The 15,247-nt window shown below is 42.1% G+C and carries 15 protein-coding genes; all 15 read left to right on the forward strand.

All coding sequences use genetic code 11. The features are described 5' to 3' along the window. Positions 1-197: 197 nt before the first annotated feature. The 15 genes from ychF (at position 198) to srtB (ending at position 14,974) form a co-directional block, all read left to right on the forward strand. Positions 198-1,313 carry a redox-regulated ATPase YchF gene (ychF, locus tag ACHBIE_RS10340; protein ID WP_105111346.1) on the forward strand — a complete coding sequence of 372 codons (1,116 nt, stop codon included), beginning with the start codon at positions 198-200 and terminating at the stop codon, positions 1,311-1,313. Between the two features lie 162 nt (positions 1,314-1,475). Continuing rightward, the gene (gene pth / locus ACHBIE_RS10345; protein WP_257103883.1) at positions 1,476-2,045 is read left to right on the forward strand and encodes an aminoacyl-tRNA hydrolase; all 570 of its coding nucleotides are present in this window, start codon (positions 1,476-1,478) and stop codon (positions 2,043-2,045) included. Beyond that, on the forward strand, positions 2,045-5,536 hold the full coding sequence (gene mfd, locus ACHBIE_RS10350; RefSeq protein ID WP_394733285.1) for a transcription-repair coupling factor: 3,492 nt from the start codon (positions 2,045-2,047) through the stop codon (positions 5,534-5,536). The genes pth and mfd overlap by 1 nt, the downstream gene beginning before the upstream one ends. 184 nt (positions 5,537-5,720) lie before the next feature. Further along, on the forward strand, positions 5,721-5,993 hold the full coding sequence (locus ACHBIE_RS10355; protein ID WP_105111349.1) for an RNA-binding S4 domain-containing protein: 273 nt from the start codon (positions 5,721-5,723) through the stop codon (positions 5,991-5,993). Continuing rightward, positions 5,980-6,351: a septum formation initiator family protein gene (locus ACHBIE_RS10360; protein WP_105111350.1), complete on the forward strand. Its 372-nt coding sequence runs from the start codon at positions 5,980-5,982 to the stop codon at positions 6,349-6,351. The genes ACHBIE_RS10355 and ACHBIE_RS10360 overlap by 14 nt, the downstream gene beginning before the upstream one ends. Continuing rightward, entirely contained in the window at positions 6,348-6,476 is a 129-nt protein-coding gene (locus tag ACHBIE_RS10365) for an SP_0009 family protein (RefSeq protein ID WP_254610581.1), read from the forward strand. The genes ACHBIE_RS10360 and ACHBIE_RS10365 overlap by 4 nt, the downstream gene beginning before the upstream one ends. 12 nt (positions 6,477-6,488) lie before the next feature. Further along, the gene (locus ACHBIE_RS10370) at positions 6,489-7,769 is read left to right on the forward strand and encodes a serine hydrolase (protein WP_172023502.1); all 1,281 of its coding nucleotides are present in this window, start codon (positions 6,489-6,491) and stop codon (positions 7,767-7,769) included. Further along, positions 7,769-9,037, forward strand: coding sequence for a tRNA lysidine(34) synthetase TilS (gene tilS / locus ACHBIE_RS10375; RefSeq protein WP_394733286.1), 1,269 nt, complete (start codon positions 7,769-7,771; stop codon positions 9,035-9,037). The genes ACHBIE_RS10370 and tilS overlap by 1 nt, the downstream gene beginning before the upstream one ends. Before the next feature lie 6 nt (positions 9,038-9,043). Beyond that, positions 9,044-9,586 (forward strand): hypoxanthine phosphoribosyltransferase, encoded by a 543-nt coding sequence (gene hpt, locus ACHBIE_RS10380; protein ID WP_105111353.1) that lies wholly within the window; start codon positions 9,044-9,046, stop codon positions 9,584-9,586. Between the two features lie 21 nt (positions 9,587-9,607). Further along, entirely contained in the window at positions 9,608-11,572 is a 1,965-nt protein-coding gene (gene ftsH / locus ACHBIE_RS10385; RefSeq protein WP_394733287.1) for an ATP-dependent zinc metalloprotease FtsH, read from the forward strand. A 133-nt stretch (positions 11,573-11,705) separates the two neighbouring features. Then, positions 11,706-12,671: an Rpn family recombination-promoting nuclease/putative transposase gene (locus tag ACHBIE_RS10390; protein ID WP_394733288.1), complete on the forward strand. Its 966-nt coding sequence runs from the start codon at positions 11,706-11,708 to the stop codon at positions 12,669-12,671. A gap of 10 nt (positions 12,672-12,681) precedes the next feature. Then, the gene (locus ACHBIE_RS10395; RefSeq protein WP_105160699.1) at positions 12,682-12,909 is read left to right on the forward strand and encodes a hypothetical protein; all 228 of its coding nucleotides are present in this window, start codon (positions 12,682-12,684) and stop codon (positions 12,907-12,909) included. A gap of 10 nt (positions 12,910-12,919) precedes the next feature. After that, positions 12,920-13,135, forward strand: a complete 216-nt coding sequence (locus ACHBIE_RS10400) for a hypothetical protein (RefSeq protein ID WP_394733289.1) — start codon at positions 12,920-12,922, stop codon at positions 13,133-13,135. 252 nt (positions 13,136-13,387) lie between these two features. Next, positions 13,388-14,071 (forward strand): hypothetical protein, encoded by a 684-nt coding sequence (locus ACHBIE_RS10405; protein WP_105122863.1) that lies wholly within the window; start codon positions 13,388-13,390, stop codon positions 14,069-14,071. Between the two features lie 60 nt (positions 14,072-14,131). After that, positions 14,132-14,974 carry a class B sortase, LPKTxAVK-specific gene (gene srtB, locus ACHBIE_RS10410; RefSeq protein ID WP_394733290.1) on the forward strand — a complete coding sequence of 281 codons (843 nt, stop codon included), beginning with the start codon at positions 14,132-14,134 and terminating at the stop codon, positions 14,972-14,974. The last annotated feature ends 273 nt before the right edge of the window (positions 14,975-15,247 follow it).

Consider the following 15,247-nt stretch of genomic DNA (forward strand, 5'->3'; position numbering starts at 1 on the left):
AGTCATGAGAAGATTTCCTTTTTGATGAGTAGGTGGTACTCTTATCATATCAGGGAATCTTCTTTTTGACTTCTAGAGTCTCACATCAAGTGTAACGCTACATTTTGGATGATACAAAGCTTGTTGATTCGCAAGCTTTTTTTTAAATTTTCTGCTATAATAGTCATGATTGAATTTTTATATGGAGAACTAAGAATATGGCTTTAACAGCAGGTATCGTCGGTTTGCCAAACGTTGGTAAATCAACCTTATTTAACGCAATTACCAAAGCAGGAGCAGAGGCTGCCAACTACCCTTTCGCGACCATTGATCCAAACGTGGGAATGGTAGAGGTGCCAGATGAGCGCTTGACCAAGTTGACAGAGTTGATTACACCAAAGAAAACCGTGCCGACCACCTTTGAATTTACAGACATTGCCGGTATCGTAAAAGGTGCCTCAAAAGGGGAAGGTTTGGGAAATAAATTCTTGGCCAATATCCGCGAGGTGGATGCCATTGTTCACGTGGTTCGTGCCTTTGACGATGAAAATGTCATGCGGGAGCAGGGGCGTGAAGATGCCTTCGTTGATCCGCTTGCTGATATTGATACGATTAACCTAGAATTGATTTTGGCTGACTTGGAGAGTATCAACAAACGCTATGCGCGTGTGGAGAAGATGGCTCGTACCCAGAAAGACAAGGATTCTGTGGCAGAATTTGCCGTTCTCGAAAAAATCAAGCCCGTCTTGGAAGATGGTAAATCAGCTCGTACAGTAGCTTTTACAGACGAAGAGCAAAAAATTGTCAAGCAGCTTTTCCTCTTGACCACCAAGCCAGTCCTTTATGTAGCTAACGTTGATGAGGACAAGGTCGCTGACCCAGACGGCATCGAGTATGTTCAACAAATCCGCGATTTCGCAGCGACAGAAAATGCAGAAGTGGTAGTCATTTCAGCGCGTGCCGAAGAAGAAATTTCGGAACTCGACGACGAGGACAAGGCAGAATTCTTGGAGGCAATCGGTTTGACTGAGTCTGGTGTTGACAAACTGACTCGTGCAGCTTATCATTTACTTGGTCTTGGTACTTACTTTACAGCAGGTGAAAAAGAAGTCCGTGCTTGGACCTTCAAGCGAGGTATCAAGGCGCCTCAAGCGGCCGGTATCATCCACTCAGACTTTGAAAAAGGATTTATCCGCGCTGTAACAATGTCCTATGATGATTTGATGCACTACGGCTCTGAGAAGGCTGTTAAAGAGGCTGGACGCCTTCGTGAAGAAGGTAAGGAGTACGTGGTCCAGGATGGGGACATCATGGAGTTCCGCTTCAATGTCTGATGCCTAACATTCGCTTATTCGTTGTTATCTCGTCTTGCCTTACTATCAGTACTGCCTGTGACTTTGATGCCTAGACTAAGCAAATGTTTAGCAATCAAAAAACAACTATAAAAATAGTAGGTTGGAAAGACTTCCAACCCTTTTGGTGTTTAAGGAGAAAAAATGACACGATTGATAATAGGTCTAGGCAATCCCGGTGACCGCTATTTTGAAACCAAGCACAATGTCGGCTTTATGCTGATTGATAAGATTGCAGCGCGTGAAAATGTGGCTTTTACGCACGATAAGATTTTCCAAGCAGACCTTGCAACGACCTTTATTGACGGAGAGAAGATTTTTCTGGTCAAGCCGACGACCTTTATGAATGAATCGGGCAAGGCAGTGCATGCGCTGCTGACCTACTACGGACTGGATGAGACTGATATTCTGGTGGCCTATGATGATTTGGACATGACTGTTGGAAAAATCCGTTTCCGTCAAAAAGGCTCTGCCGGTGGCCACAATGGTATTAAGTCTATCATTAAGTATCTAGGAACAGATCAATTTGACCGCATCAAGATTGGCATCGGTCGTCCCAAAGGCAAGATGAGTGTGGTTCATCATGTTTTATCTGGATTTGATACGGAGGACCGCATTGACATTGACCTAGCTCTTGAAAAACTTGACAAAGCTGTCAACTTCTATTTACAGGAAGATGACTTTGATACTATCATGAGAAAGTTTAACGGCTAATGAACATCCTGGATTTATTACACCAAAATAAGCAAATCAATCAGTGGCAGGCAGGACTGAATAAATTCACTCGCCAACTCATCCTAGGACTATCAGGAACCAGCAAGTCCTTGGTCATGGCAACTGCCTTTGATAGCTTGGCAGAAAAGATTTTAATTGTGACGGCGACCCAAAATGAGGCCGAGCGCTTAGCAACAGATTTGTCAGCTATTATTGGTAGCGACTCTGTTTACAACTTCTTTACAGATGACAGTCCAGTTGCTGAGTTTGTTTTTGCCTCCAAAGAGCGAACCCAGTCTCGAATTGATAGTTTGAATTTCCTACAAGACCAGACTTCATCAGGTATTCTGGTAGCTAGTATGGCTGCCTGCCGTGTTTTGCTACCTAGTCCTTCTGCCTATCAATCTGCTAGATTAGAACTTTCAGTTGGTCAGGAAATGGAAGTTGACACCCTTGTCAATTCACTTGTCAATACAGGTTATAAGAAGGTTTCTCGTGTCTTGACCCAGGGAGAATTTAGCCAGCGAGGAGACATCTTAGATATTTATGATATGCAGGCTGAGCATCCTTATCGTCTGGAGTTTTTCGGTGATGAAATAGATGGCATCCGAACTTTTGACATCGATAGCCAGAAGTCTCTGGAAAATTGTGAACAGATTACCGTTTCACCAGCATCAGAAATGGTTGTGACAGAAGAGGACTACCAACGAGCTATTCCTATCATTCAGAAAACGATTGAGCGTTCCAATCAAGAAGAACAGATTTCCTATCTCAAGGAAGTCTTGGCAGACATGCAGTCTTCCTACCGTCATCCGGATCTCAGAAAATTCCTGTCCTTCTTATATGAGGATAGCTGGACTATTTTGGATTACCTTCCAAAAGGTTCACCTATTTTTCTAGATGATTTCCATAAAATTTCTGATAAACAGGCCCAGTTTGAGAAAGAAGTTGCGGATGTCTTGACACAGGATTTACAGAATGGTAAATCAGTGTCAAGTTTGAATTACTTCGCGTCAACCTATGCTGGTTTGAGAAAATACAAGCCAGCCACCTTCTTTTCTAGTTTCCAGAAAGGTCTGGGCAATGTCAAGTTTGATGGACTTTACCAATTTACCCAGCATCCCATGCAGGAATTTTTCCACCAAATTCCGCTTTTAAAAGACGAGCTAGCTCGTTATGCCAAATCAAACAATACGGTCATTATCCAGGCTTCTTCTGAAACAAGTTTACAAGCTTTACAGAAATCTTTACAGGAATACGAGATTCATTTACCAGTCCATTCAGCATCACAATTAGTCGCTGGGCAGCAGCAAATCACCGTCGGTCAGCTGTCAGCTGGTTTTCACCTTATGGATGAAAAGCTGGTTGTCATCACTGAAAAGGAAATTTTTAATAAGAAAATCAAGCGCAAAATCCGCAGGACAAACATGTCCAATGCGGAGCGGATTAAGGATTATAGTGAGCTTTCAGTCGGAGATTATGTAGTCCACCATGTTCACGGAATCGGTCAGTATTTAGGGATTGAAACCATTGAAATATCGGGTGTTCATAGGGACTATGTTACTGTGCAATATCAGAATGCTGACCGCATTTCCATTCCAGTAGAGCAGATTGACCTCCTGTCAAAATACCTGGCATCAGACGGCAAGGCACCTAAGGTCAATAAGCTAAACGACGGTCGTTTCCAAAAGACCAAGCAGAAGGTGCAAAAGCAGGTTGAAGACATTGCGGATGATTTGATTAAGCTCTATGCAGAGCGCAGTCAGCTCAAAGGTTTTGCCTTTTCACCTGATGATGCCAGTCAAGAAGAGTTTGACAACTACTTTACACATGTGGAAACCGATGATCAACTTCGCTCGATTGACGAAATCAAAAAGGATATGCAGAAGGATTCGCCCATGGATCGGCTCTTGGTCGGGGATGTTGGATTTGGTAAGACAGAAGTAGCCATGCGGGCAGCCTTTAAGGCGGTCAATGATGGCAAACAGGTTGCAATTTTAGTGCCGACAACGGTCCTAGCCCAGCAACATTTTGCAAATTTCCAAGAGCGATTTGCTGAGTTTCCTGTTAATGTTGACGTGATGAGCCGATTCAAGACCAAGGCAGAGCAGGAGAAAACGCTGGAGAAGCTCAAAAAAGGTCAGGTGGATATTATCATTGGTACGCATCGCCTACTCTCCAAAGATGTGGTATTTTCCGATTTAGGTTTACTGGTCATTGACGAGGAACAACGCTTTGGTGTCAAGCACAAGGAACGCCTTAAAGAGCTGAAAAAGAAAATTGATGTCCTGACCTTGACCGCAACTCCTATACCTCGGACCCTGCAAATGTCCATGCTTGGAATTCGTGATTTGTCTGTTATTGAAACACCGCCAACTAATCGCTATCCTGTCCAAACCTATGTCATGGAAACCAATCCAACAGTCATTCGCGATGCCATTATCCGTGAATTAGACCGTGACGGACAGGTTTACTATCTTTACAATAAAGTTGACACCATTGAGCAAAAAGTTTCAGAGCTGAAAGAGTTGGTTCCAGAGGCCAGCATCGGTTATGTTCACGGACAAATGTCTGAAATCCAACTGGAAAATACCCTCTATACCTTTGTGGAAGGGGAGTACGATGTTCTCGTTACGACTACCATTATTGAAACAGGGGTTGATATTCCAAATGCCAATACCCTCTTTATTGAAAATGCCGACCATATGGGACTGTCAACCCTCTATCAACTTCGTGGTCGTGTCGGCCGTTCCAATCGTATCGCCTATGCCTATCTCATGTATCGGCCTGACAAGTCCTTAACAGAAGTGGCTGAAAAACGCCTAGAAGCCATCAAAGGCTTTACAGAACTGGGGTCTGGCTTCAAGATTGCTATGCAGGACCTGTCCATCCGCGGTGCGGGAAATATTCTCGGTGCAGCCCAGTCTGGCTTTATTGACTCAGTCGGCTATGAAATGTACTCTCAGCTTTTGGAACAGGCCATTCTTGAAAGGCAAGGTAAAGCTGGCCAGCGTCAGAAGAGTAATACGGAAATTAATTTGCAGATTGATGCCTATTTGCCGAGTGAATACATTTCAGACCAGCGTCAAAAAATCGAGATTTACAAGCGGATCAAGAACATTGACAGCCGTGTAAACTATCAAGAATTGCAGGAAGAGTTGGTCGATCGCTTCGGAGACTATCCGGATGTTGTAGCTTATTTGCTAGAAATTGGTCTCCTCAAATCTTATCTGGACCAGGTTTTCTGCCATAGTGTCCTTAGAAAGAAACAGCAGATTACAATTTCCTTTGAGCCCATGGCTGGTCAAATTTTCCTGACCCAGGATTATTTCCAGGCCCTATCGGTGACCAATCTCAAGGTCCAAATTGCAGAGAATCGGGGCCGTTTAGAAGTAATTTTTACCCTTCAAAAACAGAAGGATTATGAAATCTTGGAGGAATTGATCCAATTCGCAGAAAAATTGGCCCAAATTAAGTTAAGTAAAGGTTGATTGTGCCGAACTGTTTAATTCATTGAATGCATCAATTCTCATTTTCTTCGCAGGAGTAGTCATTTCAGCACTCATATTTTGGTGAGAGAGTTTCCAAACTCTCTTTTTACATTTTGGTAACAAAGTTATCCTATTCTACCAAAAACTTTAAAAAATGATATAATATTTAGTTGAGGTAATTCAAATGAGACTAGATAAATATTTAAAAGTATCCCGTATTATCAAGCGCCGGACAGTTGCAAAAGAAGTGGCAGACAAGGGCCGTATCAAAATCAACGGAATTTTGGCAAAGTCTTCAACGGATGTCAAAATCAATGATCAAATCGAAATCCAATTTGGAAACAAACTCTTGACAGTCAAGGTCTTGGAAATGAAAGACTCGACCAAGAAAGAAGACGCTCTGAAAATGTACGAAATCGTTAGCGAAAAAAGGATAGAAGCAGATGAAAAAATCTAAGGTTCTCCAAATCAGCAATCGTTTTATTGATGCTGAGAAGGAAAGATTTCACCGCAAAGAGCTAGAAAAACAGCAAAAAAACCGTTTTTTAGCGACGGTCATTGTCTTGGTGATTTTTCTCTTTATGTTGCCAACCTATAATCTAGTGGCTACTCATCAGAAATTGAAGCAAAATGAAGCCAAACTAGTTGAATTGGAAAATCAGTACAAAGACCTTTCTCGTGAGAAGGAACTTCGTGACGCCCTAGTCAAAAAATTGCAGGATGAAGAATATGCTGCAAAATATGTCCGTGCCAAGTATCAGTTTTCAAAAGATGGCGAGTTTATCTACAATATTCCAGGATTGTTGCCCAAATGACAGAAGATTTATTAAAAAATGTTGAGTTATTTTTGTCCTATTCCGATGACAAATTAGAAGAACTCACTGAAAAAAATCAACAGCTAAAAGTGTCCGTTGATCCACAACAAGAAATTTCCAAATAGAAAGAATGGAGAATGAAGGAAAAATTAGTCATACTCCTCTTGCCAATTTTATTTTCTGCAACCATTGTGGACAGCACAGAAGTCCCCTTTGAAATCACGCAAGAAGAGTACGTAACTTTCAATCAAAAAGAATACCAACCCATCTTTCATAGCCTACCTAGCAACCCGATTTCCCTGACAGAACTCCATGTGTTTAAGGATATGGACCTGACCCACTATAGTCACAAGATAGGGCCTGATTCCAGTTTGGAACTAGCAGGTTTAGAGGTAAATAACCACCACCAGCAGGTATTCACACTATCGGATGGTACCTATGTTTTGGCTAGTCAAGACCAAGTAGCAGATGACAGGATTTTAAACCAGGTAGGTCTTGAACAGACCTATTGGACCAAGGAGAATACTCGAATTTTAACTAGTCCTGTTTCTACAAAGCAGGATGAAAAAGAAAGTACTCTTCCTCCTTATCAGCCTGTTCAGGTTGACACACTCGTGGAGACACCGAGAGGTCAGTTTGTTCAGATTGTCGGCAAGGGCTGGGCTCTACTTGACCACTTGTCAACCCAAGATAATAGGATGGAAGGAGTTCAAAAACTCCTAGACACAAAATACAACAAAGACAACTACTCTATATATGTCAAGCAAGTGTCAAGTCAGTTAGAAGCAGGTATCAATCAGGATAAGATTCTATATGCAGCCAGTGTTTCTAAGCTTCCTACACTCTATTATGCCCAAAAACAAATTGATTTAGGGCGTTTTAAATTGACAGATAAGGTCAAGTATGTAAAGGAGACAGAGGACTTTGATGGAGCCTATGACCCTGCAGGCAGTGGATCCATCAGCAAGCGAGTTGACAATAAAGAATACCAAGTTGACGACCTGCTCAACCGTATCGCCAAAGAGTCTGACAATGTCGCAAGCAATATTGTCGGCTACTACCTGGCTGACAAGTTTAATCAGCAGTTTTACGATGACATCACCTCCATCACTGGTCAAAAATGGGACATGGTTACACGTGAAACATCTCCAAAAGTAGCTGGACTAATGATGGAAGCTATTTACCATCAGGGTGGGTTTGTACTTGATAGTCTCAAGGAAACCAGGTTCGATGACCAGCGCATTCCCAAGGACATTCCGGTTCCGGTGGCCCATAAGATAGGTGACGCCTATGATTTCAGGCACGACGTTGCTCTTGTCTACACAGACTCACCCTTCATCTTGTCCATCTTCACGGACAAGGCAAGCTACGACGACATTTCACAAATTGCCAAGGATATTTACGAGATTTTGAAGTAATGAAAGAAAGATTTATAAAAGTGACACGCCAAGGTCACTTTTTTGATAAACACAGAAAAGTTTTGGTGGCTTTATCCGGTGGACTGGATTCCCTGACACTTTTGCAGCTCCTATACGACAGCAGGGAGAAGCTAGATATTGAACTAGGCATAGCACATATCAACCACCAGCAACGACCAGAATCCCAGGAAGAGGAGCGCTATATCAAAGAATTAGCGACTCAACTACGACTTCCTGTTTATATTTCACATTTTCAAGGAGCTTTCTCGGAAAATGCTGCGCGGAAATGGCGCTATGACTTTTTCAAACAAGTCATGGACCAGAAAGGCTATACTGCTCTGGTCACGGGGCATCATGCGGACGACCAGGCTGAGACAGTTTTCATGCGGATTCTCCGCGGCAATCGACTGCGTCACATCTCAGCGATTCAGCCAGTCCAAGACTTCGGACCTGGCCAGCTGATTCGTCCCTTGCTGACCTTTCAAAAATCCGATTTTCCAGCAACAGTTCATTTTGAAGATTCTAGCAATACCAGTCCAGCTTATTTACGAAACCGTATCCGAAATACCTATTTGCCACAATTGAGACAGGAAAATCCTCAGCTGGATAAGAATCTCCTCCAGTTAGCATCCGAAAGCCAACAGTTGGTCCAAGCCCTGCGTGATTTGACCAAAGATGTAGAAATCACCAACCTCCAACATTTTCAGCAGCAAACCCAGGCTATACAAAGTTTTCTTCTGGAAGAATATTTAGAACAATTTCCAGACCTTCAATTGACAGCTGCTCAGTTTGACCAAGTTCTCCATATTTTACGATCCAAGGCCAATTATCGTCACAGCCTAAAAAACGGCTACCAATTAGAAAAAGATTATCATCAGTTTTGCATCAGCAAAATCCAACCTCAGACGGATGAAGTGCTAGCTCCCCTTGTGATAGAATCAGACGGTATCTTCACTTATGGGGACTACCTATTTTCCCTCAATCAACCACTGGAAGATGCCCAACAAATCCTTTATCTGCAACCAGATAGCCCCATTACCTTACGCAGCAGACAGGCAGGAGACAGCATTCTCATAAATGGTGTTCAGAAGAAACTCCGTCGCTGGTTTATTGACCAAAAAATTCCTCAGCAAGTACGACAAGAAGCCATAGTTGTCCAACAGGCTGAAAAAATTTATGGAATTGCCAATCTGCTTATCACTGATTTGAGTAAATCTGCAAAAAATGGTATAATGAAAGCTATCTTATATATCAAACAGAAAGAGTAAAACATTATGTTGGATAATGATATTAAAAAAGTTCTCGTTTCAGAAGAAGAAATCATTGCGAAAAGCAAAGAGTTAGGTCAAATCTTGGCCCAGGATTATGCAGACAAAAATCCTCTTCTTGTGGGTATTTTGAAAGGATCTATTCCTTTCATGGCTGAATTAATGAAGCATATCGATGCCCACGTAGAGACAGACTACATGGTCGTTTCTAGCTACCACGGTGGTACAGAAAGTAGCGGTACCGTAAAAATCATCAAGGATTTGGACAATAGCGTCGCTGGTCGTCACATTATCTTTGTAGAGGACATTATTGATACTGGCCGTACCCTGAAAGAACTTAAGGAGCTTTTTGCTCTCCGTCAAGCAGCTTCTATCAAAATTGCGACTCTTTTGGATAAACCAGAAGGCCGTGTTGTTGAAATTGAGCCAGACTATACCTGCTTCACTATTCCAAATGAGTTTGTAGTCGGTTTTGGTCTAGATTACAACGAAAATTACCGTAATCTTCCTTATGTTGGAGTACTGAAAGAGGAAGTTTATACAAAATAGAAAAGGTTTCCTACTATTATTATGAACAAACAACCAAATAAAGGATTTATAAAAAATCCTTTTCTCATTATTCTTGTCATTGCGACTCTTTTGACAGCCTTCCAATTTTTTAACGCTGGCAAACAAGTAACGGTGCAAGAAATTCCCTATTCTCAAGTCATTACCGAGCTTAAAAATGACAATGTATCAGAACTAACCTACCAGCCTGATTCAAGCGTTATCGAAATTACAGGTAAGTACAAAAAGGAACAAACAGCCAAAGACGAGCTAGCCTCTTCTATTAAATTGTTCCAAGTTTCAGAGACAATCAAGTACAAAAACTTCAAATCCCTGATTTTACCTTCAGAGACAAATCTATCAGAACTTCAAACCTTGGCCAATGAAAAAGGGATTAAAGTCACGATAAAGCCTGAAAGCTCCAATAGTCTCTGGTTTAGCATTATCCTCAACTTCCTTCCCTTGATTATTTTCGGTGGATTCTTCATGATGATGATGAATCAAGGAGGCGGAGGTGCCCGAGGCGCTATGAACTTCGGTCGTAGCAAGGCCAGAGCCTTTGAAAAGAACAATGTCAAGGTCCGCTTCTCAGACGTAGCAGGTGCGGAAGAAGAAAAGCAAGAGTTGGTCGAAGTTGTTGAGTTTCTGAAAGATCCAAAACGCTTTACCAAACTCGGTGCCCGTATTCCAGCAGGTGTCCTCTTGGAAGGCCCTCCAGGGACTGGTAAAACCCTTCTTGCCAAGGCAGTGGCCGGCGAAGCAGGTGTCCCATTCTTCTCGATTTCTGGTTCAGACTTCGTTGAAATGTTTGTCGGTGTCGGTGCCAGCCGTGTTCGTTCCCTCTTTGAAGACGCTAAAAAAGCAGCACCAGCCATCATTTTCATCGACGAGATTGATGCTGTCGGTCGCCAACGTGGTGTCGGCATGGGCGGTGGTAACGATGAGCGTGAGCAGACCCTCAACCAACTCCTGATTGAAATGGATGGTTTTGAAGGAAATGAAGGCATTATCGTTATTGCAGCTACAAACCGTAGTGATGTTTTAGACCCAGCTCTTCTTCGTCCAGGTCGTTTTGACCGCAAGGTCTTGGTTGGTCGTCCAGATGTCAAGGGCCGCGAAGCTATTCTCAAGGTGCACGCCAAGAATAAACCGCTGGCTGGTGATGTTGATTTGAAATTGGTTGCCCAACAAACACCAGGTTTCGTCGGAGCTGATTTGGAAAATGTCCTCAACGAAGCTGCTCTTGTTGCAGCTCGACGCAATAAAACCGTTATCGACGCTTCGGATATTGACGAGGCGGAAGACCGGGTTATCGCCGGACCTTCTAAGAAAGACCGTCAGATTTCAGCTAAAGAGCGTGAAATTGTTGCCTACCATGAGGCAGGTCATACCATTGTCGGCCTTGTCCTATCAAATGCACGTGAAGTTCACAAGGTTACTATTGTCCCTCGCGGTCGCGCTGGTGGTTATATGATTGCCCTTCCTAAAGAAGATCAAATGCTACTTTCTAAAGAAGATATGAAGGAGCAATTGGCTGGGCTTATGGGTGGTCGTGTAGCAGAAGAAATTATCTTTAATACTCAAACCACAGGTGCCTCAAATGACTTTGAGCAAGCAACGCAAATGGCGCGTGCTATGGTTGCTGAATATGGTATGAGTGAAAAAATGGGACCAATGCAGTACGAAGGTAGCCATGCTATGTTTGGTGCCCAAACTACTCAAAAATATATTTCTGAGCAAACTGCTTACGAACTGGACACAGAAGTACGTAATCTCCTGACAGAAGCCCATAACAAAGCAGCTGAAATCATCCAAGACAACCGTGAAAAACACCAGTTGATTGCAGAAGCCCTACTCAAGTATGAAACATTGGACAGCGTTCAAATCAAATCGCTCTATGAAAAAGGCAAAATGCCTGAAAAAACAGAGCACGATGAAGAAGATGTCCACCCCCTTTCATACGATGAAATCAAAGAAAAAATGAAATAATTCAAGAGAGAAATCGCAAGGTTTCTCTTTTTTTCTCCTTATAAATACGAATAAATAATATAGAGGACCCTGTCCCACATTATCAACCTTGAACTTTTTAATGAAAACTGCTAAAATATAAGTAGAAAATAGTTTGGAATGTTCAAGGAATTCTATACTTAAGGAGAAAACCTATGCGACATACCAGACTCAAACCCACCTACGACACCGTAGCAAAAAAATCTTCCAAAATAAGGAAGTTACCAAGCACTTTATAGCAGATATATTAGACCTACCTGTCAAATCCGTCGAATTACTAGACGGTCACCAGATTCGCCTACCACAGGACGGACTGCCGAGAGGATTTTATACCGTCACAGATATCTTGGTTGAGCTGGATGACGGCACGCAAGTCATCATTGAAATCCAGATTGTCAAGCAACGGTCCTTTGTGAATCGGCTATGGACCTATATTTGTAGTCAGGTGCATGATAATTTTGAAAATATCCGCAAGGAATTTCAGGAGACACATTTGATCCATGAACGGCTTTATCCGGTCTACGGTATCGCCCTTTTGGAGAAAAATTATTTCTCAGACGATAAGGCCTTTCATATCTTCTCCATTCGAGAAGAAACCACTAATCAAGAACTAACCATCAAGCTAAAGGATAGTCCCAAGGACCACAGCTTGCTCAAAATGGCTTTTCTAGAGTTGGACAAATACCAGCCCGAAACTTTCGATAAAAACCAGCTTAAGAAATGGTTTGAATTTTTCGGGAACCGAGAATTTACAGCTCCTCTAGATAAAATCATCCACCAAGCCGAGCATGCCCTGGACTTCGCCAGCTGGAGTAAGGAGGAACAAGCCATGTTCAATGACGAATTAGACATTCTAGAAGTTAATCATAGTAGAATCTACTGGGCAAGAGAAGAAGGTCGCGAAGAAGGTCGTGAAGAAGGCAGAGAAGAAGGTCGTGAAGAAGGTCAACTTCAAGCCAGCTATTCGATAGCACGCAATTTATTGTCAGCCAACCTATCCCCAGAGCTCATTGCCCAAAGTACGGGTCTTTCCCTGTCCCAAATTCACGAGCTCCAAGGCGAGCTACTAACCAATAGTTGAGGAACAAGCCATGTTCAATGACGAACTAGACATTCTAGAAGTTAATTATAGTAGAATCTACTGGGCAAGAGAAGAAGGTCGTGAAGAAGGCAGAGAAGAAGGTCAACTTCAAGCCAGCTATTCGATAGCACGCAATTTATTGTCAGCCAATCTATCCCCAGAGCTCATTGCCCAAAGTACGGGTCTATCCCTGTCCCAAATTCACGAGCTCCAAGGCGAGCTACTACCCAATAGTTGAGGAACAAGCCATGTTCAATGACGAATTAGACATTCTAGAAGTTAATTATAGTAGAATCTACTGGGCAAGAGAAGAAGGTCGTGAGGAAGGTCAACTTCAAGCCAGCTACTCAATAGCGCGCAACATGCTTACTAAGCACATGTCGGACGAGGATATAGCAGAATTGACAGCACTCCCCCTCACAACCATCGCCCAGCTCCGCAGTCAATTAGAAACCGGAGCTTAATCAAGAACAACTATAAAGCTAAAAGATAATTTAAGATAAAAAAAAAGTCTTTCTTTTTAGTAAGGTAAATCACTCAATATAGTTGTCATAGTTACACCCTATCCATTCATATCAAATAATCACAAATAACTTTTTTTAAAAAAACCTTAAATTTTTCTAAAAAACTCTTGACATAGATAAAAAATCAGCTTATAATATAGGTATCTGCAGTGGCAGTAATAAAAAAAAGAAAAACATAAGGAGTTTTTTATCATGAAAAAAACATTCGTAACTTTGGCAACAGTTGCAGCATTGGTTGCAACTTCATCTGCAGTACTTGCAAACAACAATGCAACTGGTGCACACAACAAACCAAACACTAGCTATGACTATGTTGTAGAAAACTTGGGACTTAAGATTTCAACTTTGAAAGCATATGCAGACGCAGCTAAAGTTGAATTTGACAGCGTCACATTGAACGTAACTGGTCGCGAAGCAACACTTGCAGCAACAAAAGAAGATCTTAAAGCTGCACAAGATGATGTTGCTGCGAAAAAAGCTGAAAAAGACTATACTATTGGTCTTTTAAATGTAGGTACTCCAGTTGAAGGATTCAATGATGTAACTTCAGCAATCAACTTCTATGATGGTGAAATCGCTAAACTTGAAGGTGTAGTAACAACACGCGAAACTGCAGTTGCAGTAGCACAAGAAGACTTGAATAACTGGGTTGCTAAGAAAGCAGAAGCAGCTGCAAAACTTGAAAAAGCAAAAGCAGACCTTGATGCTGCTATTGCAGAAGCTCTTAACGCTGGTTTGACTCCTGAACAAGTAGAACAAGCAAAAGCAGGCGCTCCTGTAGCTCCAGCAGCTAACAACGGTGGTGCTAAATCTGTAGCTCCAGCTAAAACTGCTACTGGTTCTAAAACACTTCCAAAAACAAGCGCAGCTAAATAATTAGTCTAAGCTATCATAGATAAAGTTGCCTCAGGGCAACTTTATTTTTTAAGGTGAATTATGCGAAATAAAAAAAATAATAAACTTATAATAGCTCTGCTAGCCTTTGTAGCTGTTGCAGGTATTGCCCTATCAGCCTTCTTTGGTCTTCAAGGTGGAAAAAACTCTACTGCATCAGGAAACAACCAGCCAAGCTCAAGCCAGCAGGCAACATCATCGTCATCTGCAACATCCTATCAGATTTCAGAGGAAGAAAAGGCAGCCCTTAAAGAGCAATTTGACGGTCTCAAAGGGGTTAACCCTGATACTATTGCCTACGTCTATGCACCAGGTACCAATCTGGATGAGCCAGTTGTCTATAGTGGTGACAATACAACCTACTTATCAAAACTCTTTGATGGGTCCGGTGAAGACCCATACATGGGGACAGTCTTCATGGATATGGACAACAAAACAGACTTTAGTGACAAGTTGACCTGGCTTTTTGGACATGCTCGCGGTTCTAAAGTACCAGATAGCCGTATGTTTAACGATGTCAACTTCTACGATGATCAGGCCTTCTTTGATGCCCATCCCTATGTTGTCGTCCGTACTCCGGAAAAAGTTCATTACTATCAGGCCGCTTTCATGATTATTGTTCATGAGTCGACAGCCTTCTATCGCACAAGTTTCGATAGCGACCAACAGTTCGAAGAGCAGTTGACAGCAGTTCGTGAAGGTGCAGTAGCAAAAAATGATAATATTGAGATTAAAGCATCAGACAACTACCTGGTTCTCTCAACTTGTCGTGAAGATGACGAAACCATTCGTGCCAACCTCTACCTCCGCGAAATCCCTGAGTCAGAGCTCGGAGACTTCCTTGCAGAACATAAAGATGAACTAAATTACGTTCCAACACGCTAATCACTAAGCTGGTCACATGACCGGCTTATTTTTTTCAAAAAAAAATTTAAAAAGCTATTGACAGTAATAGTAATAGATGATAGAATAATGAAGTTGTCTCGCGAGGGACTGTTGATGAAGAAGAAACGAAAAAAAGTTTCAAAAAGTAGTTGACAGGCAATCGTGGATGTGATATACTGATATAGTTGTCGCGATAGACGACAAGACCTTTGAAAATTAAAGAAGACGAACCAAACGTGCAGGGTGATTTATATTTATATAAATCGTCAATGA

The organism is Streptococcus sp. A23, assembly GCF_043674155.1.
GTDB classification, from domain to species: Bacteria; Bacillota; Bacilli; order Lactobacillales; family Streptococcaceae; genus Streptococcus; species Streptococcus suis_V.